Here is a 23,718-nt window from a genome sequence, read left to right as displayed (position 1 = left end):
TAGGAAGACTCTCCAGGGGGCAACAAGTTGATTACCAACTACCGTAAGGATATTTTTTCCCTTTGATAAAATCCTCGGTATCTTTTCCGTACTCATAGCCGTTAGAGAACCGCGTTATTCCTTTGCAAATATCTAATTTATTCCCTGATACGGTTTTAAGAACTGACGGTGTGACGCGGTAATTAGGCTCAGAACCACTTCCCTGTAACCAGATGGCTACTTTTCCCTCCGGAGCCAGACCAATTTGCACTCTGTCGTAATACGCAGTTTTTCCCCGATAATCCCTGTACTCACTCGGCCTGAGCATTTTCTCCAGTACAGGTTTAGGGATCGTCAGGTGAGTTTCATACACTTTTTTATCGATAATCGAATCCCAGCAAAAAATAATATGTCGGGGGGGGCGTTTAACGTGATTCCAGTAGCCACCAGGCGCACGGTCTCTGTCGTTCCACTCGCCGATAACGTCGGGCAGGTCGGGTGTACTGTTCAGCGTGTTAAAACGATAGTCCTTTCCATCAGCGTCAAGAATAGCGGCGAACGTCACCACTGCTGGCAACGCTTTGGGTGTGAAAAAGTTAAAAGTCCACTCTGTTGGCTCATCGTTTTGGGCGACAGTACCGGGCAAAGATTTCCCCTGACAGGCCGCCAGTGCCAATAAAGGAAGAAGACAGGCCACACGGATTATTCCCATACTCTATTCCCGTCCATATCATAAACTGTACGTTGCCAGCGCTCGTCCGGCCGGTTGGTGAACGTCACCAGCTTCGCCGGTTTGACCGCACCGCTTATTATTCCCTGGCCGTCTCTCACCACACTGTTCCAGTTGGCTGAGCAGTGGATATATTTTTCGGCCAGCATCAGAATTTCTGGCGTGGTAAAACCGGGGGCTGAGTGTCCTCCCCTTATGGCGCGGCCCATCACAATCGCTTTTTCGCACAGGCTGTTCAGCTCTGGCCGGAGTGACAGGTTGTCGTCTTTAGGTAAAATAGGGGAAAATTCTACCCCGGCATCCTGTGCCGCATCGAGCATCACCCGCAACACCACCTTCGACCAGTCGTTACGCGTAGGACGGTCGATAACCAGCGCGGCACCGCTGCGTTTCTGTAGCGTTCCGTAACGGTCTGCTGGCATTTTGTCGTCATGCCAGGTATCAACATTCACCTCCACCGCATTCAGCAGTGGCGCTATCGCCGGATAGCTGTCCATGGCTGTAAGCTGCTCACAGGTCTGCCGGTAAATCCGCGTTTCCGTGTCGGGGGTGGAAAGGGGCACGGTTTCAAACTCCGGCCGGGTCAGGAAATAGGCTTCGTGCTCATCGGGGTTATAACCGCCGCCAATATCAGAGTGCGCACCGGGCAAAGCCAGTTCCGGCCACGCCGGTTTCACGCTGTTCAGTGCGAAGTTAAAGCGGCATTCGTGTTGCGCGGTGATGTGGAACACTTTGTCTGCCACGCCCGGACGCAGCACCAGATTCACTTCCCCGGTATCGGCGCTGTGCGGGTTGAGGCCGTTAACCGGTGTCCCGATGGCGGCTACGGTATCAAATATCCCCAGAAAGCGGGTTTTTCCTCCTGGCGCCCCGGAAAATTCAGTACCATCCAGCCCGGCCTTAATCGCCGATACAATGGCCTGGTCCTGGCTGAATATCCGGTTAGCAAAGTGGCGCGCTGCCGCTGCTCCCCGGCTGAAGCCAAAAATATCAAACTGCAGCTCTTTTATGGTGCAGGAACCGGCGTTGGCATGTTGGAGTAAATAATCCTGAATACCGGCAGCCAGTGCTGCAACTGCTTTATCGGTTTTTCTCACTACGCCAGTATCGCCCCGGCCTGTTCCCATTCCGTAAGTGCTGTCGCCAGCCCCGTCTTCCGTACCGATACCTTCGATATAAATAGCGTACTGACCTGCTCCTGTATCGGGCCTGATATCCTGTCTATACAGTGTATTCAACCAGTGTACGTTGCTGTAGTAACCGATATAACTCCCTGCAGCAGTACCGCTGTAGCCACGTTTTAGTCGCACGCACTGGGAATACGCAGATCCAGCATCAGCATCATTCATCCCATAGTGTTCGGCAGTACAGACTGCCTGCCGATCGCCGCTGTTATTGGCATTATTGCCGGTGCCGTCAAAGAACACCCCGATCGTCAGCGTGATTTCACGTTTCTTCTTCGCGGACTGTGCACGCTGTTCAGGCTCTGACGCCTGCGCTTCTTTCCTCGCGGTCTCAGCCCGTTCGGCCACCCGTCCGGCGTTACAATCGCTTTCGTAGGTGTGCGTCTGGACTGAAGGACTAAACCGGGCGCGGCACGGGCAGGAGCTGTAGCTGTCCAGCGAACCCGCCCACTCTTTCAGCTCTCCACCCACCTCGTAGGTGTCCCCCATGCCGCCGCACACGCGAAAGCGCCCCTCATGCTTCCCGCAGGTCACCGGGTCACCCACCCTGACCTGCTGCCGCTCAATGCCACCGATTTCGTAGGTGTCGTCAGATGCACCCGAAAGGATCCGCCCACCACAGGTGGTTTTATCCAGGTGATACAGAAAAAATCCCGTTGTCATAATCCCTCATGAATGAAATGGTTATAAAATCAGCGCATCATACCTTAATCATGACTTAACCAAAATCTTCGGCTTCTGATTGGCGGAATTGGCCTCCCGGCTTTCTCTGATTTTTTGTCGTATCAGAGCACCAGGGAGACCCTCTACTGGTTCCCAAAATACGCTTCCAGGCTCAGGCAGGAGCTGTTGACTCCATGACGGATTTTTTTAATACTCTCCACGCGCCAGCAAAATCTGGTGTCGGGATTGGTCTCCCGGATAACTAAAAAGGCGCATACCACGCCAGACGTGGTTTTTTTATGCGTTAAGCACAGTCACATCTCAATGGTGGGTTGTGTGGGGGCGGAGAAATCCGCGCCGGGTCCTTTTTAGCCGGTAAGACCAACTCTGCACAACTCACCACCCAAGATTGGTCTCGACGGTGGTGATTTACCTTCACTAAAAAGGAAAATCCCATGACATCATTGCTCGTCAATCTTCTTCAACCTGAAATATTAGCCCATGACGGGAAAGCCGTTACAACCTCAACTGCTGTGGCTGAGTATTTTCATAAACGGCATGATCACGTCATCGATAAGATTCGAACAACAATTGCCGAATGTGATCCAGCCTGGCATCTCCCAAATTTTCGGGAGATGGTCCGTGAAGTACCTGGTGGTGATGGTGCAGTGCGAAAAATGCCTATGTTTGAACTCACCCGCGATGCGTTCGTGCTGATCGCTATGGGCTTCACTGGGAAAAAAGCCCTTCAGTGGAAAATAAATTACATCAACGCCTTTAACCGCATGGAAGACGAGCTTAACCACCGCAGCCATCCCACACCCACCCATCGCCACAAGCAACGTTTCGTCATCTACATGGAAAACGGGCTAGTGACCTGCCAGCGGCCAGTCTTAGACAGCGAATACATTTGCACTATTGAAGCCTTTCTGGAGATCGCCAGGAAGGCAGATTATGTGGTGATCCACAAAGATGATCTGCTGAAAAAACTGGCATCATAAAAAAGTCAGCGCGGAAGAATCAATTTGCCAGACAGGTCACATCGGTACCTCACCGATCGCCTACTATCTCTATTCCGGACCTACCACCCGGATTGCGTTTAATACCGATTTATTTCAGTGCAGTCGTTATTCCAATTACATCTTCGGCCCGCTAACGCGGGCTTTTTTTCTCAGATGCTCGGCGAGTCCGGGTACCATGAACGCGTTACGACCCACACCACTACACCGATCACCGCTAGGACTCCGTTTGGGAAACGGAAATATTGTACGTTAAGACTAAAAATTGACCACCAAGCCCCTGGGGGATCTTAGGAAGACTCTCCAGGGGGCAACAAGTTGATTACCAACTACCGTAAGGATATTTTTTCCCTTTGATAAAATCTTTTATATCTTTGTCATATCCATAAGTAAAATCGCTCTTGGTTATCCCTTTGCAAATATCTAATTTATCCCCTGATACAGTTTTTAGAACTGACGGTGTGATGCGATAATTAGGTTCTCCCCGCGCAACACCACTTAACCAGACGGCCACTTTTCCTTCTGGGGCCAGCCCAATTTGCACAGATTTATAATATTCGTCACTCCCCTGAGAATTCTTGCTCGTGCTAGACAGAAGCATTTTATCCAAAATAGGTTTAGGGATGGTCAGTACGGTCTCATAAACTTTTTTATCAATAACCGAGTCCCAGCAAAAAATAATATGCCTGGATGGGCGTTTAACGTGATTCCAGTGACCGTTAAGCGTCCGGGCGTTATCGTTCCATTCGCCGACGACACCATTAAGCGCTTTTGTGCTGTCGAGAGTATTAAACTCATAAACCTTACCATCAGTATCCTGAACAACGGCGAACGTCACTAGAGCCGGCAGCGCCTTGGGCGTGAAAAAATTAAACCACCACTCTTCCGGCACATAGCTATGAGCGGTTGTACTAGGCAAGGATTTCCCCTGACAGGCCGCCAGTGCCAATAATGGAAGAAGACAGGCCACACGAATTATTTCCATGTTTTATTCCCGTCCATATCGTATACCGTCCGCTGCCAGCGCTCGTCCGGTCGGTTGGTAAAGGTCACCAGCTTCGCCGGTTTGACGGCACCACTAACCATACCCTGCCCCTCCCGCACTACGCTGTTCCAGTTGGCCGAGCAGTGAATATATTTTTCGGCCAGCATCCGAATTTCCGGCGTGGTAAAGCCAGGTGCAGACTGACCGCTGCGAGCGGCACGGCCCATTACAATAGCTTTTTCACACAAGCTATTGAGTTCTGAGCGAAGTTTTAATTCTGCATTTGTATCTCGGATAGGATCAAATACCACCCCGGCATCCTGCGCCGCATCGAGCATTACGCGTAATGTCACCTTTGACCAGTCGTTGCGCGTGGAACGATCAATCACCAGCGCGGCACCGCTGCGCTTTTGCAACGTACCGTAACGGTCGGCTGGCATTCTGTCGTCATGCCAGGTATCCGCGTTCACTTCTACCGCATTCAGCAACGGCGCGATGGCCGGATAACCGTCCATCACATCAAGCTGTGCACAGGTCTGCCGGTAAATCCGCGTTTCCGTATCGGGAGTGGCAAGCGGTACGGTTTCAAACTCCGGTCGGGTCAGGAAGTAGGATTCATGCTCATCGGGATTGTAGCCGCCGCCTATATCAGAGTGCGCCCCGGGAAGGGGCAGCTCCGGCCACGCAGGTCTTACACTGTTCAGCGCGAAGTTAAAACGGCACTCGTGCTGCGCGGTAATGTGAAAAACCTTCTCCGCCACACCCGGCCGCAGCACCAGATTGACATCCCCGGTATCGGCGCTGTGCGGGTTGAGGCCGTTAACCGGCGTCCCGATGGCCGCCACCGTATCAAATATCCCCAGAAAGCGGGTTTTACCTCCCGGCGTACCTGAGAACTCGACGTCACCCAGCCCGGACTTGATGGCCGCAATAATGCCGCGATCCTGACTGAATACCCGGTTGGCAAAGTGCCGGGCCGCAGCGGCTCCGCGACTGAAGCCAAATATATCAAACTGTAATTCCCTGACGAGTCCCACATTGCTTTCAGATGGCTTGTCTAAATAGTCTTTGATCGCAGTGGCAAGTGCAGCTACTGCCCTGTCCGTTTTTCTAACCACACCGGTGTCGCCCCGCCCGGTAGCCATTCCGTAACCGCTGTCGCCGGTACCGTCTTCCGTGCCAATACCTTCGATATAAATGGTGTATTGCCCTTGTCCGGCATCAGAAGGAAAATCAGTAGTGTAAAGTGTATTGAGCCAGTGCACGTTACTGTAGTAGCCGAGATAACTACCAGCTGCGGTGCCGCTGACCCCGCGATTCAGCCGAACACACTGCTCTAACGCAGACGTAGATTCTGCATCATTCATCCCATAGTGTTCGGCAGTACAGACTGCCTGCCGATCTCCGCTGTTATTGGCATTATTGCCGGTGCCGTCGAAGAACACCCCGATCGTCAGCGTGATTTCACGTTTCTTCTTCGCGGACTGTGCACGTTGTTCAGGTTCTGATTCCTGCGCTTTTTTCCTCGCGGTCTCAGCCCGTTCGGCCACCCGTCCGGCGTTACAATCGCTTTCGTAGGTGTGCGTCTGGACTGAAGGACTAAACCGGGCGCGGCACGGGCAGGAGCTGTAGCTGTCCAGCGAACCCGCCCACTCTTTCAGCTCTCCACCCACCTCGTAGGTGTCCCCCATGCCGCCGCACACGCGAAAGCGCCCCTCATGCTTCCCGCAGGTCACCGGGTCACCCACCCTGACCTGCTGCCGCTCAATGCCACCGATTTCGTAGGTGTCGTCAGATGCACCCGAAAGGATCCGCCCACCACAGGTGGTTTTATCCAGGTGATACAGAAAAAATCCCGTTGTCATAATCCCTCATGAATGAAATGGTTATAAAATCAGCGCATCATACCTTAATCATGACTTAAGAAAGGAAATTTAAAAATGGTTTTGCGGGAGTGATTAATAAATGAACTAAAAAATTGTCCCCGGTCAACTCTGGCGCGATCCGCTAAACCTCACGACCTCAGGTTTACGTAGCGTTTATTCAGCCAGATCTACAGTCGCACCGCTCAAACTTCAACCAATGATGCGACCTGTATAGGAGGGCTAAAGATGAATTTATCAAATGCAAAGCTGTTCACGATGGTTTTTATATTTTGTTTTGCTTACTGGGCAGGCCTGGCATGGTATCTCTATATGTTGTACAAAAACATTTAACACCCGCAATAAAAAAGCCGGTCACAGACCGGCTTTGAATGCTAAGAAGACGACCAACCAGAACAAACTACACAGCAGCATCACTATTAGCCACGTGTTACGACGAGACATTCCCTGTTTACCTTCCCTCTTAAATGGTGTTCAAAAATTAATCTTTTAAACCCATATTTTCAAAGTGGCTTTACAGATCAATCATCGCCGATTGATCGTTCAAAACGATCAATTACAAACATCATGCTCCTTCATTAACCAGAGATTATACAACTCGATTACCACCGTTCTACATTACAACCCAAATGAGCATAACTACTTGGTTTTACAATGTTTCCTCGGCTTTTAAGTTAAATTACCATGCTAAGTGGCTTAAACCGTTTAAGCCGAAAACAGGGAGATGCAGGGATGAAGATAGTCGGCTTACTTCTGTCACTCGGGTTAATGGCATGCACCACAGCACATGCATCCGTACACCAGAGTGTGACTGTGGCAGAAGCAAAGAATATGCGTGATGACAGAAACGTTGTTGTCGAAGGTAAGATTACAGGAAGGGCCGGAGATGATGACTACTGGCTGGAAGATGCTACTGGAAGGATCCGTATTGATGCGGATGATGACGGCGACGATGAGGATGACGATGGAGGAAATTACAGACTGGTAGGAAAAACCGTTCGCGTAGCAGGTGAGATTGACCGTGATGATGGACACATCGAAATTGATTCAGACAGTATTCAGATACTGAATTAAATCCACTGCCCTGCATTCAGTAATGTTTCGCAGGGCAGCATCATTAATTCACATGCAGTTATGTGCTTTTAGCTGACTGATAAACCATCATCAGATAATTTTTCAACGCCAGCTCTGCCTCATCTGCCGAGGGTTCCTGGTCCTGATACGAAACACCCAGCCGGTAAAACTTGCTCAACAGCACATTATTGACCTCCATCGTAAAGCGGCACACCGCCTGGGCGTTAGACAGCTCCTCAACGCTCACAAACGTAAACGTCACATCGTAATACCCGGCGCTGTCTGCCTCCCCGATATCCCCATAATCATCATCCGTAAACAGGATCAGTTTCTCAGTTACTGACATAAAACCCTCACGAAGGTGCCCAGCTCGCCGCCGGATCAGAGACGGGATACCAGTTTAAACCGTTGGAAAAAAGAGGCTGCACAGCCGGAGTAAGCGCGGTATCGGTGCACATCACCATACAGTAGACGTGTGTGGCCGGTGACGGCAGATCAGCATAGGCATAACGCGGTAACAACACTGAACCGGTGTGCTCCGTGTAAGGTATATATTGCTGTTCACCGTTGATATAGACCGATATGTATTTCCCGGCGGCCACCGCCTGGAGATTACCCGAGTAAAGCAGTAAATCGCCGCTGTCCAGATCCATCCCGAACCCGTTGCCGTCATACCGCCCTCTGTTGATGGTCCAGCGTGGCTTTGCCGTCACCAGGTTTTCAACGGTGCTGATATCCGCTATCTGCGTATTGGACTCGGTGAAATAGAACGGGGAACTGGTATCAGCGCGCGGCAGCGCGTTCGTCTCCATAAACACGCCAACATAGCGGGCATACTGCGCCACCTTCACATAGAGAAAAATGTACTGCCAGTTGTGAACGATCCCCACGTCCGTTACCGGACAGTTGGCCTCCCCGTGCCAGTGCGCCTCGACGACAGAGGTGGTTTCCACGTTGGGCTGCTTCATTTCCAGAAAAACTTTCGCCTCCCCTGAACCGAAGTTGGTCGCCCCCGGATGCGTGACGTTACCCGATGCGCTGTCCCACCCTGACGCTCCCGCAAACCGCACCTGTGCCGTGCGCCCCAGCGCCGGAATGCTGAGCCGCCCCACATAGAACCAGGTTTCTGCGTTGTTGCTGTTCTCGAGTATGGTGGTCGGGTAGTGAAACCGTGCCGCGACGCCTGCATTAAAACGGTTCCCCGTTGCATTAAGGCTGAAACCACCCTGATCATAAGCGTTAGTCACCCAGCTCGGGATGCTGCCGCCGTTATCCATATCGGAGGTGTAACCGGACAGCGTACTGTCTTTGGTCGCGCCCTGCTCATAACGACAGTTAATCTCCTGCAACTTCGCGTATTTCGTTTTCGCCGGATAGGTCGAACCTTCCACAATGACCGTGTCGAACAGCCAGCCACCCTGGGACACATCGAAGGTGTATTCATTGCTGGAAAACCAGACGTTGCGCATCAGGCACTGCGTGGCGCGGATCATCTTCAGGACATCCACCGTTTTGCACGATGTAAAGTTGGCGTTTGAGATTTCAATGGCCGTGGAATGATCCCAGCCGCCCGCCACGGTATTAGACCAGCCACTGTTCAGGAAGCCCCCGGAAAGCGAGTAGCAGTAAATCTGATCAAGTTTCGTATCGATGATGTCCTGCACGTCAAACACCAGGCCACCGTTTCCGTTACAGCGGAAAGACTTCACCCGGATGTACTGGCCCGCCGCGCACGCGTTTTTATAAAACGGCGTCACGGTATCGTCGGCAACCAGGTGAAGCCCGGACATTTCCATGCGGCGGGCATTGACCTGAAAAACCGGCGTGGTGGACGTGGTATCGGTGAAATAAACACGCGTCGCCGGCTGGGCGCCATATTCGACGTCCGGGCCGCGCACACGGAACATCGGCTGCTCCGTCTCGTCGGAAATATCAAAAGTGGAACTGAGCGCCACTTTGCCCGCCGGGAACCGGACGCCAACCGGGAAGCCGGTCGCGATCGCCACGGTGCCATAATACATGCGCATCACCGCGGGCATATCGTCGGTGACGCCATCCATGAGCGCACCGTAGTGTTCCACGTTCAGCATCTCCGGCGTACAGTCGCGCTTCCAGCGTTTCCCGCCTTCCGTCACGATGCAAAAACCACCGTCATCCGCTGAGGTGGTGTCGCTTTCGTGAAAGATGAACGTGCCGCCGCCCTTCCCTGTGCCGATCGCATATTCCTGCAAAAATATCCGCTGGCCGTCTGCCTCCGGTTCGGTGAGACGCAGGGTAATGATGTCCGGGCACTGCCCGACCATCTTCAGGCCGTCAGTCCCGGTCAGCTCCTGGCGCAGCACCGCGTCGCCCACGGAGACCAGATGCAGGGAATCCACCGCCCATGAGGTGTCATCGTTGCCGGTCGCGGTCCAGGGAATATCGGTTGCCGCCGTCAGCTTATACAGCTCGCCGTTGAAGCGGATGAGCTGGTTATAGTCGGTAATGGTCAGCGGCCCGTCGGTATAATCCCCGATAACCTGATAGCCGGAGTTCTGGATAAAGGTGTTGAAGCGCTTAGCCTGGCTGCCAAGCTGGACGACAAACCGGTTTTCCTGGCTTTCCATCTGCGCCGTGAATTCTTTCTCCATGCCCGACCAGGTTTTCCGCATGACGCCAAACCGGTCAGCCCATTCGATGCTGTCCAGGTCATTGACGAAGTGATCGAGATTCTGGGCGTTATCGTAAATATCTTTAACTGCGGCAGAACCCAGCGCGTTGCCGGTGTTGTAGGTTGTCATTCTTACCCCAATAAAAAACCCGCCGCAGCGGGTCTGGTCATGATACGTCGCCCGGATACGTGGCGTCGTCGTACTGGTATTTGAGCGGCGTGTATTGTGCGGCCGTCACCTCACAGGTGCCGTCAGAGGATGGCGCGATTTCCGTCAGCAGCGCGTCATACCCCACCTTTTCGGAACTGCAAAAGACCAGGCGCGGTGGCTCGATGGCCGGGTCATCCATGTCCCACTCATCAAACCGCAGTGCGGCCGTCAGCGGCACGGACAACGTGAAGTCATCCACCCGTGTGGGCACCAGCAGCGCCGTGGCGCCACCGTCCTGCAACCGGATAAGGCAACGCGGGTTTGTGAACGTCCAGTCCGGTGGTTCGCTCAGGCCGAGCGTTAAGGTGCTGCCGTCAGAACTGGCCGAGGTGACAAGACAACTGAGGGTATCGTGGCCCGGTATGTCATCGGTCAGCACTATCCTGTCCATATACTGATAACAGAGCGCGTCCAGCTCGGTAGTGGTGCTGTGCGTCAGTTTCTGATGGATATAGCCCATCAGGCGGCGCATCCCGATGCGGTAAGCGCGGTCCTTATCCAGCACGCCGTCCAGGGTATAGCTCTCGATTTTTGAGGCCGTGGGGTTATCACTGGTGCGGCACTGCACGGTTTCCTCCGCCCAGGTGCTGCCGTTGATATAGGTCACGTCCACGCCGTCGTAATCATCCTGTGAAGGCATTGTGAAGGACGTCTTCAGCTCCTCAACCGTATCCTGCGCGGTGATCGCCCCGGTCCAGGCCTTCACACCTTCACGCCCTGCTGAGGCCATACCGTCCGACAACAGAAAATAGCTCATCCCGGCGTTGGTGATTTTTTGCAGGATGTCCAGCGCCGAGGTGTCATCTGAATCGGTGCTGAAGTCGAAAAACTCCTGGCGCGGCGTCCAGTAGTTGGCCTCCAGCGCATCAATGGTGCTGTCATCCGCAGCGATACCGAGATTATCGAGAATGTGATAAAGCGCACCTGAGACAGTACGTGCCGTGCCCCGCGCATAATCACGTGTGGCTACCATGTTAATGCGCCGGTCAGACTGCGCGGCCAGCTTACCCCCGGTGACAACGCTGACGGCCATCGTCGTTACGCCGGAATACGACGACGGCCGTGCCGTCAGCCGCCCCCGCAGTGCCTGCCAGTACATGCTGTCCCTGGCATTATTGCTGCCCTGCTCGTTAGTGCGACGGCAGCGGACTTCAACCAGGCCAGCGGTATCCAGAACGACCCGTTCGGTGAACCCCAGCCCGTTGATGTTCTTCTGTGCGAAGGTGCCGGTTATGCTCGTCCAGTTCTTTCCGGAACTGTAAACGCGGTATTGCAGTTCCCAGCCCACATGGCGGATCTGCTTACTGCCGGAGCTGTTAAAACCGCACACGCCGTTTGGAAAAGAGAAGTTAACTTCAAAGCAGTCGGTGGTCTCATTCTCCGGGCACGCCAGGAACGGTCCCAGCCAGGTGTCGCTGTCGTTGATGCCCGTGGCCTGAAAATCCAGCGCGGTGCGCGCACTGAAACCCGGCCAGGAGTCATCCTCAGCGCCTGCCAGCAGCCTTGCCACCGTGACGGTCGCGCCATCAATGGACAGGAGTTTATATTCGCTGTCGGCATGACTGAGCGACAGGCGCTGTGAGCCGTCAGGAATGCCCGAAAATGCCGCCCCGCTGGCGCTGCCATAGGCGAGCGTGATCGAAGCCTGTTCGTCAGCAGTGGCCGCCGTGTATGACGCGATAAACAGTGAATAGGTGATGCTGTTATAGGTCAGCGATACGGGCATTCCAGTGTAAGGCGCGATTTCGGCAACGCTGTTGCCGGTGATGAGGCTGTGCTGCCCGCTTGTTGCCACCGTAAATGAATCCGGCACGACCAGCGTGATAGCAGCCCCTTCGGTCCAGCTGTCGGGTAACTGATTATCGTCATCGGTGGAATCATCATCGTCGTCCGTGATGAGGTTATTAAACGTCACGCTGCCCCCGGCGACCGTCACCGAATCCGCCAGGATTTCATCGGTATCAGGTGCCGTGGTCCCCATATCCAGCCCGCTACCGCTGCTCGTCCCGCCCACCTCAGTCGAGTTAAACCAGTTTTCGGTACGTTCATCACCGCTGACGTCTGCGCCTGGCTGGAACAGCGAATAGCTGAAGCCGTCGCCCAGCGAACTGACTGGCGTATCCCCCACGCGCATATCACCCTCGGTAAAAGAAAAGGTGCCCACGCCGAGGCTCACGAACAGGTTCATCACGTATTTTTCCGGGTCGTCGGCGTCAAACCGCCCGACCGGCGCCACGACATAATCCGGATAGATGCGGTACTTGCCGAACACCTCCCGGATTGGATCGCCCAGTGCCGCGCTGTTGGCTTTCGCGGGGTTCAGGTCCAGGGATGTGCCACTCCCCACGCTGGAAGAGCTACTGCCCAGCCCCTGCATGGCAAAAATGGTATAGGCGGCGGTCGCCACCGACACGGCGACCGCTATCCAGGCAGCAATTTCCAGCCCGGTACCGTAAGGTGTCGGATACAGCCGGACGTCGTCATCCGGAGCGATATGGCATACCGGCCAGTTATCCGATTTCACCGGCCTGCCGTTGACCACCGCCGCGACCGGCTGGAGACGGTCCTGCGTGTAACCGTCCACGTTTGCGGTAAACCAGGCGTGCAACGTCATCGCCCGGTGATGATGCGTTTCCAGCGGTTCGCCCGGCAGGCGGGAGGGATAAATGCGGATGGTCATTGCCAGAACTCCACCCGGACGAACCGGCGCATAAAACGGGCTAAAGGCAGAAAAGTGACATTAGTGCGCGGGTTACACTCGGCCACATGCAGCCTGTTATCGATTCGCACCACAATGGCAACATGCGTGACCATGATGCCGGAATAGCACGCCACCCCGGCTCCCTCCTGCGGTTCGCAGCGCTGAAGGTTTTTCATCAGGTTCCGGGCTTCTCTGTCCAGCCCGTCATCGTCTTTTGTGACACCCGCAAAATCAGGCCAGAGCGGCAGACCGAGATCGGCCCGGATTTCGTTGATCACGCCGAAACAGTCGAGTTCGGGAAAAACGCGACCGCCCTTCAGCCAGGTGACCGAAAGGTATTTATCAGGATTAAGCATGAAATTCTCCAGCAATATTCACTGTTTAAATAACAGGATATTTAAATATGTATGAACTGGTTATATTGGTCATTCAGCCACTGTTTAATGAACGGTTCACTCAGGATAGAAATGGCTGATTCCCTCAAATAAGGAGCAGTAATGGCAAAATACCATGCACGGATTCATTTAAATCAGGGAGATACAGTTGAAGTATCTTTTCACCTTTCCGCCAGAGTCTTTCTCATGACGTCAGAGCAGTACCGTAATTATCAGGAAAACAGACGCCAGACTGTTCTCGGTGGATCATTCCGCAGGTCACCAGCAAGGCTGATAGCTCCTAAAAGTGGTGACTGGCATGTTGTGATGGATGGAGGAGAACTACACGCATCAGCCAGGCAGACATTGAAAGTCATTCCGAAGCGTAAGTAATATTTTCTTCCGGGATTTCGATAATTTCTGATGGTTCGGAATTCCGGTAATTTTCCTTATCCAGTCGGGCACTTCCCAGAGCACCTTCAAGTGCAGAAATAATTCTGTCCATTACCCCATCCTCCGCCAGCGAAGGAGCTGCGATGCATTCCCCGAAATGGTTAACCTCTGGAACAGCCCATATTATTTCTCCACCATACTCAATGAAGATATTCATTCCTGAATGATAATTTTCGACAGGCGGGGAGATAATTTCATAACCTGGTACTTCCTCCCCAGCATCATTTTTTTGAAAATGCCCAATGTCTGCACCGCATGACTGTGTATTTACATGGTTACGATTTCTCATTTTTTTCCTTAACTTAAATATCTTAGTCCGGGGTACTCAGGGAGGGTGTAACTTTTTCGGGGCCAGGCCGTATCGAGTACGTTCATGTATCCGGCAGTGAACTGCACTTCGACGGCAGTCCAGTAACCGGATTTAATTTCCAGGGTGTATGGGACGGCCGCCGGAGCAGATCGGTCAGTCGATTTAAAACACCGGTAAGTCAGGGACGCATTCGAAAGATTACCGATGGCGTCCCTGACGGTGGTCGATACCACGCCGTCTATGTTGCAGATGGCAAAATTCAGATCCTGTGTGCCGTCAGCATTACGCGCAGGCAGGGCGATATCCACGCCACATGCGGTAAATTCCTGTTCCGTGCCGTCCTCCAGCGTGGCGGTAAAATCAGTCCAGCCAGCCGTCAGCCAGTACACTTCCCCGGCGACATTAATTTCCAGCGTTTCAAGAATGACCTCCGATCCCCCGGAGGCGTAAAGGCGATTAAGAACCGTCATTTTTCGGCCACTCCCTGTTAAGCGCGAGATCGAGAATATCCGCGTTGACGATGTAATCCGGGAATTCCCCCCAGGAACTGTCCAGCACAGGGCGATCCCAGAGTTCCAGCGTGGCGGTGTACTGCCAGTAATGCGGCGGTACCAGCGTCGGACCTTCATAGATATCCGTGAACCGGCATTTATACGTGTCCACACCCATCGGCGTCTGGAGCTTCATAAAAAACCAGTTCACACCGTCGGCAAGAATGTAGCGGTACCACAGTTCGAAATACTGCGCGGCTCCCTCCTGAATAAACTGCCAGGTCACGGATGCATTGGTCGGGGTCGATAGATACCGGCGGCGCTGGCGCGACCGCCCGGAGGTCAGTTGCGTACGCACCAGCGGGCTGACCGGTTTAAAACCGTAGCCATCCTGTAACGGCATTGGCAGGTAATCATGTGGATAGTAAATGTCGGCCATCAGCCCGCCCTCCTTTTTGTGTTCCAGCCGGAGCTGAGCGCTTTGGATACCTTGCCGCGCCCCGTGGCCAGATGCTGTGCCACCTCCTCATAGCCCTGTTTCGCTCCTTCTATCTGCGCCTGTTTTACCAGCGCGATCGTTGCATCGGAAGGATTGCCGTTAATCGTGATGGGCGAACCGGTAAAGTGGTAATTGCTCTCGTTGCTGATGGTGTCTCCGGTGACGCTGGTAGATCCTGTGCCATAGCCCGGACGTGACAACGTCGCGTCCAGGCCGTTTTTTCGTATGTTTTCAAGATTATCCACGCCGATGCTTTTCGTGGAGGCCGCGTCAAACACATACTCTTTGCCGTGCACCACGCCAGTGACAGAATTCACCCCCGCATTGCCAGTGTATCCGCCTGTTTTGAATCCAACGGCGGCAGCACTGGTTATGCTTGACGTGATTGTTGCCATCAGACTGGCTACAGTCGCCATCGCAGCCAGGTTCGCAGGAAATGGCAGACCGGAAAGAGCCTGCCCCATAGCCATTGGCAGCTGAATAGCTGCCTGTGCCAGCGCAAAGGCTTTCTGCGTGACAAAAGCCGCCTTATATGCCGCTGACTGTTCCCCAAACATGGTCCCCATTGAGTCAGTGATAGTTGAAAATGCGTTCTGTGCGGCCTGCATCTCGGCTGAGTATAGAGCCGTGCTTAAAACCTTCTGATTTTGCGTTCCTGTTTCATGCAACTGAAGAAGTTGTTGCTGCCTCTGTTGCTCATTAAGCAGGCTGTTTGAGGTGATGATCTTTTCCTGAGAATTAAGCCACGTCGCATAATCAGTCTGTGCCTGTTTAAGCTGCGCGATGACTTTCAACTGAGGATCAGCATTGAGGCCCAGCATACTCATACCCTGGCCGGACAAATCGCTGTTGGTCGCACCAGATCGCAAAGTGCCTCCGGCAGCATTTACCCCTGAAATAACAGAATCGGGCAGCGGCGACTTGCTGACGAGGTCGTTGGCCTCTTTACCCGCTTTCTCAGGGGGGAGCTTCTTAAGTGCGACCATTTTTTCAAGGATTTCCAGACGCTTTTTAAGCGTGTCATTATTCTTTTTGTCTTTTCCTCCAATTTCGTCCTGCATCTTGCGATACTCATCCAGCGTGGTGACCTGTGACTGAATCGCTTCCTGCGCTTTATAGGCCTGGGTGATCTCATCGGCGTGCGCAAGCAGGGATTTCTGGTCTGCCGTTAACTGCTTTTTGGTTTTGAGGTCAGCAATCTGCTGTTCGAACTTAATACGCTGTTGAGTGGCGGAAGACAGTTTATCCGTGGTGCTTAACTGCGCATTGAGGGCCGCCGTCTGCTGGTTAATCTGGTCGAGCGTTCGCTGGCCCGAATCCTCATGGTAAGCCGGGGTTTTCTTTTGCTTCGGCGTTTTCGGGTCTTTGTACATTTCATTGATGCGCGCGACGTTTTTTGCGTACTGTTCAGCCGAATTTGCCCCCGCCTTAAGAAACTCGCTCTGCTGCTTAATGGCTTTATTCCGGCGTTCGGCGTTCGTCATGTACTGCTGATTAACCCGATCCGCATCCTGCTGGGTTTTGACCGCTTTCTGTTGTTCCTGCTGATAATGACTGATGGCGCCGGTCAGCACGTCCTGCGTGGTGATTTGTGCCTGCAACTCATCGCGCTGGCGGATCATATCCTGGAGATCAAGGCCGGACGCATTGGCAGAAAAGCGGTTCCACAACCCGCCTTCGGCCTGCTTTTTCTGCATCTCTGCGATGTTTGCGTTCAGCGTGGCCAGCGTGTTTTCAGGCGTCTGGGCGCGCCCCACATCCAGCATACTGTCCCAGGCTTTACCGGCAGCAACAGACAGCGAATTCCACGCTTTTTCCAGCAGGCCGAGATTACCCTGAATATCGCTCGCGCGCTGCTGCATCGCGCTGGCGTAAGCCTCGGTTGCAACCCGCGCCGCCTCCTGCTGATTGCCTTCATCCTGGAGAGCTTTGATCTGGTTGTAAGTCGCCAGCGTCAGGAAATGATACTGGTCGTTGAGTTTGCTTATCTGGCTGACGGGGTCGGCGGCGATATTGTCAAAATCGCTGACCAGTTGTTTTGTGGCGATTCCGGTCGCATCACTTGTCTGAATTATCGCGGCGCTGACGCGTTCAAGCTCATCACCGGCTACTTTACCCGAAGCCACTAACTGATTAATGACGGAGGCCGCCGCCCCGTGTGTTGCGCCTGCGGCGACACCCACGCGGGATGCCATATCTGACAGCTGTGCCGTGGTTTTACCCACCAGATTACCGGTAAGCGTCAGTGATTTAGAAAACTCACTCTGTTCCTGGCTTCCTTTGTAATATGCCAGCCCGAGCAGGCCCACCGCGCCCGCCGCCAGTGTGAAGGGATTAATCAACCCCGCCACATAAGTGCCGACGCCTTTGATGGCCGGACCGATACCACCGAACATATCTTTCAGCTGGCCGCCCTGTTGCATCATTACCATAAACGGCGACTGGCCGGTAGACAGGCCGACAATAATGTCGGTCATCTGTGCCGGTATCATGCGCATGGCGTTGGCGGTTGCAGCCGCAGACTGACCGGTTCTGCCAAGCTGTGAGGATGTTTTTTCCAGGGCGTCACGCGTGGCGGCCAGTTTCGTATTGAGGCTGTCATAAACGAGCGGCGACAGTAATCCGGTGGCTTTTGCGCTGTCGAGCTGGCGCTGCTGCTCATTGAGCCTGCGGAAAGACTCGCCCACCGGGTCTATCTGCGCCTCCAGCCTGCGCAGTGAGGCGACCTGTTCATCGTGGGCCTTTGCTGCATCGCGCGCGGCTCTGGCTTCACCGTTTATTTCCTGCTTTGCCTGGTCCAGCGATTTGCTGTAGGCATCGAACTGGCCGTTATCGATCTTGCCGCTTGCCAGGGCGGAGGCCAGTGCCTGCTGGTCACGCTCGATATTACGCAGCGCTGCCGATACCGGATCAATTTTGTCCAGCATACGTTGCAGAGACTGCGCTTCAGCTTCCTGCGCTGCCTGGAGTTGCTGCGCTGACTTCGCCGCATCACGCTGGGCCTGTGCCACCCCGGTTAACTCATCATCGAGCTTTTCGCTTTTTTCCACGAGGCCGGACAGAATGTTGCTGTAGGTCTGGTACTGGCTTTCGTTGATCAGCCCTTTGGAAAAGGAACGGGTTAACTGCTTATTAAGAGAATCAAGCTGGGCCAGTGATTTGTTTGTGGGTCGAATGGTTTCGAGCAGGCTGTTCAGTTCATCGCTCTGCTTACGGGTCTGTGCGGTGTGCGTCCTGCTGGACGTTGTGGCGCGCCCGGTGGCGGCTGACACCCCATCGATTGATTTTTCCGCCTCCAGTCCGACCTGCGTCATCTTATCCAGCACTGTCACTAACGACTCACTGTTTTTCTGCGCGCCGGTGCTGTCGATAACCAGCGCAAGACGGGATTGTTGTTCAAGCATGGTTTTCTCCGGGCATAAAAAAACCCGCCGAAGCGGGTCTGTATTTCAAATCAAATTTATGGAAGAAATTTAATAATCTCAGTGGCTGTATTTAAAGCAGTATCCTTGTCGTTTTGACTCACAGTCTCATTAAGCTTGTAATCAGCTTTCACTCGCAACTGCTTTGTCAATCTGAGCATTCCGGCTAATTCGCATTGTTTGGGAAAAGACATACCACCACACAGACCTGAGCACAAATTAGAGTTTAACGAATTGATGAGTTTGTCATGCATCCCAGCAGGAGCGGTGGATAAAAGAATATTAGCTTCCTGAATTTTCTTTATCGTATGAAGGTAGCCTGCATAATAAGCCCTACTGACTGAATTTCTTAATTGCATTTCATCGCATGCTGAATCATGCTTTAAGGCGAGAGTTAGAAAATCATCAGGCGAAACAGGCATTTAATTTATCACCTTGCTGTTTGCTAATGAACATACATCCAACATCCCAATCTAACAGTCCCGCTTCAACTCTTGTTGAAATGAAATTACGGTTCATTTCAGCACACTTTTCAGAATCGGCATTAACTATATGCAATTCATAAATAAGTGAGGTTTCTTCATTACTTTCCGAAACATCAATTAACCGATTAGAGGTTTGGAGTTTCTGCCCTAAGTTAAGCTGTTGAAACATCAATCGAGACAAAGCATGTATCGTATCAACTTTACCAGATAGTTCTGCAAGTTTATGATAACCCAATCCGCGTTCCATATCGGCCCTCTCAATAACTCTGTCGGAAGAGAAAATATCATCGAAGCAATTGAGTTTATGTAAAACATTGTGCATTTCAGTCATGTAAGCCAAATCTCCAATGCTCATGGCATAAAACATGGCATCTCTGGCTAGTAGAGGGCTGACGATTTCACGCACTTCGGCTCTTTTTGCAATGTCCAACGCCCCCGCAGGACCAAAACGCCAAAACATACATTGCATATACTGACGCCAGGTAACCCAGTCCTTGCTCATATAGGTTACCGCTGTTTCCATCGCATCTATACCCAACTCGGTATTGTTCAATGCGAAGAAAAGCGTACCCTGTGCTACAGCTTTCAGACCAACATCTCCGATCTCTTCGGTTAAAGAAATCATCCTGTTAGATACAAAACTGGACATTTCCTGTTCGAAAAACAGGTATGGAGTCAGGTTTTTTATGATGCGATTAGTCGCATCAATATCTAAGGATTTTCGACTTTTTGGCTGTACCACAAATTCTCACTTATTCTCAAAAGCACCTGGAAGCACATGCTAACCGGGATACTGATTTTGAAAGCTCAAAGACAATCAGTCAATCTGAAAAGGTTATCGTCAACACTCTGACTATACGTAAATTCATTTTGGTCGAGATTTTCCTCTAAGTCGAGGAAGAGACTTTGACCATCCTTCCCGATATGCGTTATCCAGCGCAAAGATGCATGCCTCAAATTCAGCTCTATCAATCAGCACCGGTTTTGATGACAGATAAAACGCGATATCACCGATGCTCAGCGGCAGGGGTACGGCATTCATACCCGCATACCGCCGCCCGCGCGATATCACCGCATAGGCGTTCAGGACTTCGCGCACTACCGGATCGAACTCCGGTTGTTTAGCTGCTGGCAGCCCTAATTTTTCCCGCCGCCAGTGGGCCTTTTCTGCTGATTCGCCGCCGAACTCGTTGAACCACTTTTGCGCTTCAAGGGCTTTCCCACCGATTCCCGGATCTGTTCCTCCTTACCCTGCGCGATATCAGAGGCCACACCCAGTACCTGCCAGTAAAGTTCCGGCTTCTGCTTCAACATGGCCACGCCCTTTTCTGGCGTGTAATCAATGGCTACGGCTTTACCGTCCACCATTTCGCCCACACCCTCCCAGCCCAGCCCAGCAGCAGAAACTGCGCACAGTTCTCCATCAGCAAGTCATCCATCGAGTCGATATCACCGACACTTTCCAGGCTGAAATTCTCAGTACCGGCACCGTACGTTATGTCCAGCTTGTCGATATGGCGGCGGATAAGGGCATTGCGGCTGCGGTATTCGTCATTCCCGATGCTGGCGACTTTCAGCCGCAGACCGGCTATCTCTTTTCCGTTCTCTTTCGGCGTGAACCAGCGCTCGCCATTCACATCAATGCGGGGGGCAATAATCAGCATGTTATCTCCAGAAGAAGGCCCGCCGGAGCGGGCATAAAAGTTATGCGGTCACGTTAATTGCAGAGGTGGCGGTATATGCACCGGCAGGCGTGAGAGTGACCGACAGCTCCGTCGTTGCGCCGACGGCGACAGACGCAGAATCCGGGTTAACGGTAATGCCGGTCGCATCGATGGCCGCAGCCGCGCGCGTAATGGTCGGCGATTCATCTGCCGCGGTGATATCGAGCTGCACCTGGATGATGTCGGTATTGCCGCCGTCGGGCCAGTCACCGGCCACCTGCACTTTGGGGAAATCGAAGGTATAGGAGCCTTCATCGTTCCCCACCATAAAGCTGAACGGCACGGTTTCCCCGGTAAGAGTCTTGCTCCACAGGTTCCAGGCTTCCTTTGACCAGGACAGCGTAATGGAGCCGGACGGCGTGAACGTGGTCGGGATATTCGCCCCGGCAAACGCCGAGCCGGTCCCGATACAGCGCTGGGTTTGCAGGTTGTTATCGAAAGAGATATCGAACGAATCCACACAGAAGCCGGTACCGCCATCGATACCGTTCAGGCGGATATTGCTGACCTCCTTGAACGAGTAACGCAGATCACCCGCGTTATCGACCGGATCAGAAAAATAACTGACATCGTTTGCCTGAGATGCCCATTCCAGCCCTGCAACCGTCACCGTGGCGGTGATCTCGCCGTCGTTGGGAATGGATAATTTGAACGTGCCGACCTGGCAGCCGCGCGCGATCGACGCCACGCCAATATCTGACGCATACGTCGCCATACTGAAGGCGATACGGTCATTACCCATTGTCAGCACGTCGTTCGCCCATTCCGTGCCGAAGCAGGACGCCAGAAAATCATCATGCTGACCCCAGCGGAATTTGGTTTCGACATCCCCGCCGACGTCGATGGTGCCGAGGCTTTTTCCCTGTGCCATGCGGGTGCCGCCGATTTCATCGTTATCATCGGTACTTTGATCCGGGGCAATACCCCAGCTTGTACGTTTTAACAGGCTCCAGCTACCGTCAACCGGCGTCACACCTGCTGTATTTTCCCGGATAAAGGCCGAGACTACCTTAGCGCCGCTCGACATGCGGGCACCTCCATTGTTAAGCGCTACTGAGCGCGGTAAGGGATCTGAAGATTCAGCTGCTGCCAGCCGTTGTTTTCACCCGCGTCGATCGCTGACACGGAGAAATAATCCAGGCGGCCGTCGTGCTGAAACTCGAAAAGCTCACGGATTTGATCGGCAGTTTCGGTGATCAGCAGCGAGCCGGCACCGGCGGGAACAAACAACTGGATAATCACTACGCCCGTCCGGTGCACCACCGGGCCATTGCCGATTTCGTTCGCCCCGGACTGACCGGGAATGTTGGTTAACCGCGCCCAGATAGCTTTTCCGGCGGGATCAAACATTTTGCTGTTCGGGTAACACACGTTCTCAGCGGCAACAGCCGTCTGCGCCGTCATCCGGGAGATGATGGCTTCGCGTATTTCGGTAAAAGTCATTTGTATGCCTGCGCGACCTCGTTAAATGTCACGGCGTACACACCGGCGGGTGCCTGTTTGGAGTGGCCGTTCTCAAGCGCCATTGAGTAGGGAAGATTAGTCTGGATATAAATCGCGCAGTAATTCGGGGCAGACAGAATGGTTGATGTCCCTCTGCTGATGGTATCCGCACCATTCGGATCGGGTTCTGACGGGATAAAACCGCTGGGAAAATCGATGCTCACAAAATGTGACGCCCGGTAAGTCCCGGCACGGTAATCCGGTGGCCGGTAAATCTCTCCCTGCCCGCGTTTCAGTTTGCGCACGCGCTGTGGGCCGAAACGCCCCGCGTTGCTGCTCATCACCGCATCGGCCAGCAGCACCCTGTGACCGGGTTTCAGCCTGCGATTGCCCTTTTTATCGGTGTACGCGTGCTCATCGCTGTCACGCAGCGCGGCATTCAGATCGCTGACCTTTTCCCGCTGCTTTACCTGCACACTGTTAATGGCCCACAGCTCAGGGTTGCCGACCGGCGAGCGCAGCACCAGCCCGTTCAGGAGCTGGATGGCGATCGCGCGCTGCATCTTGCCGACTTCCTCATCCACCAGCCCCATAAACGCTGACGGGGAAATGCTCCAGCCTTTTGCCATCACGACCTCCGCAGTTGCATTATCCAGGCAGCTGATGCCGGGTCAGTATTGAGGCTGATAACGGTGTACTGCTGCGGGTTGCCCGTTACCAGATCCGGCGCGGTAATGAGGTGCTCCACTGCTGGCCGGTCAGTCACTTCATTTGTCAGGGCCAGCAACTTAACATCACCGCGCAGGATGTTCACACCGTCCACCCGATCCAGGCTGTAAGCCGTCAGAACACCCCGACCGTGATACGTGCTCTTCACCGTCTCCGCTTTTTCCGTAACCGGGTTAAAGCCAGTCTGCGTAGCGTATGAACCGGTGAACGTTTTTACGACATCGGCAAGATCATCATCAAATGCCTCGCCAATTTCAGACTGAATTTCATCAAGCAGGCCCATCGTTATCCCCTTACGCGAACTGAGCGGATTTCACCGCCAGAATAAAGATCAATACCGCAGGCAAAAGTCACACTTTCGTGTGCAGATTTCCCCAGCATCATTGCCGACAGCGCAAAGTTGCGCCCCGAACCTGCTGCCCAGGGGACCGGTGCAACGATGGGTATCAGCCGTTCGTTGTATTCCTTCGGCTCACCGGACCCGGGCACATACAGACCGCAAAAACATTTCAGTTCCGGTTTTTTATCGACGGGCTGACCGTCGTTGAACCAGGCAATTGCAAGCTCGCCGTCTTCAACATTGCCTGCCGTCAGCAATATCCCCCCGGATACCTCCACGATTTTATTTCCATAGCCGTATACGCATCCGTCCTGGCTAATCAGTGAATCAGCAGCAACACAGGTGCCATCAAAAGCCAGTGTGGTCACA

22 protein-coding genes and 1 pseudogene are annotated in these 23,718 nt (G+C 53.3%); 3 read left to right on the top strand and 20 right to left on the bottom strand.

The features are described from left to right. Nucleotides 1-31 precede the first annotated feature (31 nt). Together AC6I8V_RS08225 and AC6I8V_RS08220 are read right to left on the bottom strand one after the other, a co-directional pair. Nucleotides 32-691, bottom strand: coding sequence for a DUF2931 family protein (locus tag AC6I8V_RS08225; protein WP_497845388.1), 660 nt, complete (start codon nucleotides 689-691; stop codon nucleotides 32-34). Continuing rightward, nucleotides 682-2,556: a type VI secretion system family protein gene (locus AC6I8V_RS08220; protein ID WP_497845387.1), complete on the bottom strand. Its 1,875-nt coding sequence runs from the start codon at nucleotides 2,554-2,556 to the stop codon at nucleotides 682-684. The genes AC6I8V_RS08225 and AC6I8V_RS08220 overlap by 10 nt, the downstream gene beginning before the upstream one ends. Before the next feature lie 455 nt (nucleotides 2,557-3,011). Here AC6I8V_RS08220 and AC6I8V_RS08215 point away from each other — a divergent pair, with 455 nt between their 5' ends. Beyond that, nucleotides 3,012-3,557, top strand: a complete 546-nt coding sequence (locus tag AC6I8V_RS08215) for a Rha family transcriptional regulator (protein WP_497845386.1) — start codon at nucleotides 3,012-3,014, stop codon at nucleotides 3,555-3,557. A gap of 340 nt (nucleotides 3,558-3,897) precedes the next feature. On the opposite strand, the gene AC6I8V_RS08210 is transcribed toward AC6I8V_RS08215, so the two are convergent. Continuing rightward, the gene (locus tag AC6I8V_RS08210; RefSeq protein ID WP_497845385.1) at nucleotides 3,898-4,560 is read right to left on the bottom strand and encodes a DUF2931 family protein; all 663 of its coding nucleotides are present in this window, start codon (nucleotides 4,558-4,560) and stop codon (nucleotides 3,898-3,900) included. Then, nucleotides 4,551-6,425 carry a type VI secretion system family protein gene (locus AC6I8V_RS08205; RefSeq protein WP_497845384.1) on the bottom strand — a complete coding sequence of 625 codons (1,875 nt, stop codon included), beginning with the start codon at nucleotides 6,423-6,425 and terminating at the stop codon, nucleotides 4,551-4,553. The genes AC6I8V_RS08210 and AC6I8V_RS08205 overlap by 10 nt, the downstream gene beginning before the upstream one ends. Nucleotides 6,426-7,175: 750 nt before the next feature. On the opposite strand from AC6I8V_RS08205, the gene AC6I8V_RS08200 reads away from it, so the two are divergent. Then, nucleotides 7,176-7,517, top strand: coding sequence for a NirD/YgiW/YdeI family stress tolerance protein (locus tag AC6I8V_RS08200; RefSeq protein WP_497845383.1), 342 nt, complete (start codon nucleotides 7,176-7,178; stop codon nucleotides 7,515-7,517). Between the two features lie 58 nt (nucleotides 7,518-7,575). Here the strand turns inward: AC6I8V_RS08200 and AC6I8V_RS08195 are convergent, their stop codons facing one another. From AC6I8V_RS08195 to AC6I8V_RS08180, 4 genes are read right to left on the bottom strand one after another with little or no spacing between them, the layout of a single operon-like run. Next, complete coding sequence (locus AC6I8V_RS08195; protein WP_497845382.1) at nucleotides 7,576-7,863, bottom strand: hypothetical protein; 288 nt, start codon at nucleotides 7,861-7,863, stop codon at nucleotides 7,576-7,578. A gap of 7 nt (nucleotides 7,864-7,870) precedes the next feature. Further along, on the bottom strand, nucleotides 7,871-10,297 hold the full coding sequence (locus tag AC6I8V_RS08190; RefSeq protein ID WP_497845381.1) for a putative phage tail protein: 2,427 nt from the start codon (nucleotides 10,295-10,297) through the stop codon (nucleotides 7,871-7,873). A gap of 37 nt (nucleotides 10,298-10,334) precedes the next feature. Continuing rightward, complete coding sequence (locus AC6I8V_RS08185) at nucleotides 10,335-13,058, bottom strand: host specificity factor TipJ family phage tail protein (protein ID WP_497845380.1); 2,724 nt, start codon at nucleotides 13,056-13,058, stop codon at nucleotides 10,335-10,337. Beyond that, on the bottom strand, nucleotides 13,055-13,435 hold the full coding sequence (locus tag AC6I8V_RS08180) for a nitrite transporter (RefSeq protein ID WP_497845379.1): 381 nt from the start codon (nucleotides 13,433-13,435) through the stop codon (nucleotides 13,055-13,057). Before AC6I8V_RS08180 ends, AC6I8V_RS08185 begins: the two co-directional genes overlap by 4 nt. Before the next feature lie 141 nt (nucleotides 13,436-13,576). Here AC6I8V_RS08180 and AC6I8V_RS08175 point away from each other — a divergent pair, with 141 nt between their 5' ends. Further along, nucleotides 13,577-13,846 carry a DUF1883 domain-containing protein gene (locus tag AC6I8V_RS08175; protein WP_497845378.1) on the top strand — a complete coding sequence of 90 codons (270 nt, stop codon included), beginning with the start codon at nucleotides 13,577-13,579 and terminating at the stop codon, nucleotides 13,844-13,846. On the opposite strand, the gene AC6I8V_RS08170 is transcribed toward AC6I8V_RS08175, so the two are convergent. The 12 genes and pseudogenes from AC6I8V_RS08170 to AC6I8V_RS08115 all read right to left on the bottom strand — a co-directional run bounded on the left by AC6I8V_RS08170 (nucleotide 13,827) and on the right by AC6I8V_RS08115 (nucleotide 23,717). Continuing rightward, nucleotides 13,827-14,195, bottom strand: a complete 369-nt coding sequence (locus AC6I8V_RS08170) for a hypothetical protein (RefSeq protein WP_497845377.1) — start codon at nucleotides 14,193-14,195, stop codon at nucleotides 13,827-13,829. The genes AC6I8V_RS08175 and AC6I8V_RS08170 overlap by 20 nt on opposite strands. 8 nt (nucleotides 14,196-14,203) lie before the next feature. Further along, entirely contained in the window at nucleotides 14,204-14,686 is a 483-nt protein-coding gene (locus tag AC6I8V_RS08165; protein ID WP_497845376.1) for a DUF1833 family protein, read from the bottom strand. After that, entirely contained in the window at nucleotides 14,673-15,146 is a 474-nt protein-coding gene (locus AC6I8V_RS08160) for a hypothetical protein (protein ID WP_497845375.1), read from the bottom strand. Before AC6I8V_RS08160 ends, AC6I8V_RS08165 begins: the two co-directional genes overlap by 14 nt. Next, complete coding sequence (locus AC6I8V_RS08155) at nucleotides 15,146-18,133, bottom strand: phage tail length tape measure family protein (RefSeq protein ID WP_497845790.1); 2,988 nt, start codon at nucleotides 18,131-18,133, stop codon at nucleotides 15,146-15,148. Before AC6I8V_RS08155 ends, AC6I8V_RS08160 begins: the two co-directional genes overlap by 1 nt. 533 nt (nucleotides 18,134-18,666) lie before the next feature. Further along, nucleotides 18,667-19,050, bottom strand: coding sequence for a hypothetical protein (locus AC6I8V_RS08150; RefSeq protein WP_497845374.1), 384 nt, complete (start codon nucleotides 19,048-19,050; stop codon nucleotides 18,667-18,669). Further along, complete coding sequence (locus AC6I8V_RS08145) at nucleotides 19,034-19,855, bottom strand: hypothetical protein (protein WP_497845373.1); 822 nt, start codon at nucleotides 19,853-19,855, stop codon at nucleotides 19,034-19,036. The genes AC6I8V_RS08150 and AC6I8V_RS08145 overlap by 17 nt, the downstream gene beginning before the upstream one ends. A gap of 470 nt (nucleotides 19,856-20,325) precedes the next feature. Then, a pseudogene (locus AC6I8V_RS08140) lies at nucleotides 20,326-20,777 on the bottom strand (phage-derived protein YdaY family protein); the annotation flags it as partial. Between the two features lie 40 nt (nucleotides 20,778-20,817). After that, nucleotides 20,818-21,864: a phage tail tube protein gene (locus AC6I8V_RS08135; protein ID WP_497845372.1), complete on the bottom strand. Its 1,047-nt coding sequence runs from the start codon at nucleotides 21,862-21,864 to the stop codon at nucleotides 20,818-20,820. Between the two features lie 23 nt (nucleotides 21,865-21,887). Then, the gene (locus tag AC6I8V_RS08130) at nucleotides 21,888-22,280 is read right to left on the bottom strand and encodes a phage tail terminator-like protein (RefSeq protein WP_497845371.1); all 393 of its coding nucleotides are present in this window, start codon (nucleotides 22,278-22,280) and stop codon (nucleotides 21,888-21,890) included. Beyond that, complete coding sequence (locus AC6I8V_RS08125; protein WP_497845370.1) at nucleotides 22,277-22,909, bottom strand: hypothetical protein; 633 nt, start codon at nucleotides 22,907-22,909, stop codon at nucleotides 22,277-22,279. The genes AC6I8V_RS08130 and AC6I8V_RS08125 overlap by 4 nt, the downstream gene beginning before the upstream one ends. Next, nucleotides 22,909-23,292, bottom strand: coding sequence for a glutamate 5-kinase (locus tag AC6I8V_RS08120; RefSeq protein ID WP_497845369.1), 384 nt, complete (start codon nucleotides 23,290-23,292; stop codon nucleotides 22,909-22,911). Before AC6I8V_RS08120 ends, AC6I8V_RS08125 begins: the two co-directional genes overlap by 1 nt. Before the next feature lie 2 nt (nucleotides 23,293-23,294). Next, on the bottom strand, nucleotides 23,295-23,717 hold the full coding sequence (locus AC6I8V_RS08115; RefSeq protein WP_497845368.1) for a hypothetical protein: 423 nt from the start codon (nucleotides 23,715-23,717) through the stop codon (nucleotides 23,295-23,297). Nucleotide 23,718 lies beyond the last annotated feature (1 nt).

The organism is Pantoea sp. X-Soil-TKNS-1207, assembly GCF_059730485.1.
This window is presented reverse-complemented; position numbering and strand designations above follow the sequence as displayed.

What these genes read in the sequence shown, in the direction of transcription:
- AC6I8V_RS08225 (WP_497845388.1), bottom strand. Translation starts at nt 691, where the DNA reads ATGGGAATAATCCGTGTGGCCTGTCTTCTTCCTTTATTGGCACTGGCG.
- AC6I8V_RS08220 (WP_497845387.1), bottom strand. Translation starts at nt 2,556, where the DNA reads ATGACAACGGGATTTTTTCTGTATCACCTGGATAAAACCACCTGTGGT.
- AC6I8V_RS08215 (WP_497845386.1), top strand. Translation starts at nt 3,012, where the DNA reads ATGACATCATTGCTCGTCAATCTTCTTCAACCTGAAATATTAGCCCAT.
- AC6I8V_RS08210 (WP_497845385.1), bottom strand. Translation starts at nt 4,560, where the DNA reads ATGGAAATAATTCGTGTGGCCTGTCTTCTTCCATTATTGGCACTGGCG.
- AC6I8V_RS08205 (WP_497845384.1), bottom strand. Translation starts at nt 6,425, where the DNA reads ATGACAACGGGATTTTTTCTGTATCACCTGGATAAAACCACCTGTGGT.
- AC6I8V_RS08200 (WP_497845383.1), top strand. Translation starts at nt 7,176, where the DNA reads ATGAAGATAGTCGGCTTACTTCTGTCACTCGGGTTAATGGCATGCACC.
- AC6I8V_RS08195 (WP_497845382.1), bottom strand. Translation starts at nt 7,863, where the DNA reads ATGTCAGTAACTGAGAAACTGATCCTGTTTACGGATGATGATTATGGG.
- AC6I8V_RS08190 (WP_497845381.1), bottom strand. Translation starts at nt 10,297, where the DNA reads ATGACAACCTACAACACCGGCAACGCGCTGGGTTCTGCCGCAGTTAAA.
- AC6I8V_RS08185 (WP_497845380.1), bottom strand. Translation starts at nt 13,058, where the DNA reads ATGACCATCCGCATTTATCCCTCCCGCCTGCCGGGCGAACCGCTGGAA.
- AC6I8V_RS08180 (WP_497845379.1), bottom strand. Translation starts at nt 13,435, where the DNA reads ATGCTTAATCCTGATAAATACCTTTCGGTCACCTGGCTGAAGGGCGGT.
- AC6I8V_RS08175 (WP_497845378.1), top strand. Translation starts at nt 13,577, where the DNA reads ATGGCAAAATACCATGCACGGATTCATTTAAATCAGGGAGATACAGTT.
- AC6I8V_RS08170 (WP_497845377.1), bottom strand. Translation starts at nt 14,195, where the DNA reads ATGAGAAATCGTAACCATGTAAATACACAGTCATGCGGTGCAGACATT.
- AC6I8V_RS08165 (WP_497845376.1), bottom strand. Translation starts at nt 14,686, where the DNA reads ATGACGGTTCTTAATCGCCTTTACGCCTCCGGGGGATCGGAGGTCATT.
- AC6I8V_RS08160 (WP_497845375.1), bottom strand. Translation starts at nt 15,146, where the DNA reads ATGGCCGACATTTACTATCCACATGATTACCTGCCAATGCCGTTACAG.
- AC6I8V_RS08155 (WP_497845790.1), bottom strand. Translation starts at nt 18,133, where the DNA reads ATGCTGGACAAAATTGATCCGGTATCGGCAGCGCTGCGTAATATCGAG.
- AC6I8V_RS08150 (WP_497845374.1), bottom strand. Translation starts at nt 19,050, where the DNA reads ATGCCTGTTTCGCCTGATGATTTTCTAACTCTCGCCTTAAAGCATGAT.
- AC6I8V_RS08135 (WP_497845372.1), bottom strand. Translation starts at nt 21,864, where the DNA reads ATGTCGAGCGGCGCTAAGGTAGTCTCGGCCTTTATCCGGGAAAATACA.
- AC6I8V_RS08130 (WP_497845371.1), bottom strand. Translation starts at nt 22,280, where the DNA reads ATGACTTTTACCGAAATACGCGAAGCCATCATCTCCCGGATGACGGCG.
- AC6I8V_RS08125 (WP_497845370.1), bottom strand. Translation starts at nt 22,909, where the DNA reads ATGGCAAAAGGCTGGAGCATTTCCCCGTCAGCGTTTATGGGGCTGGTG.
- AC6I8V_RS08120 (WP_497845369.1), bottom strand. Translation starts at nt 23,292, where the DNA reads ATGGGCCTGCTTGATGAAATTCAGTCTGAAATTGGCGAGGCATTTGAT.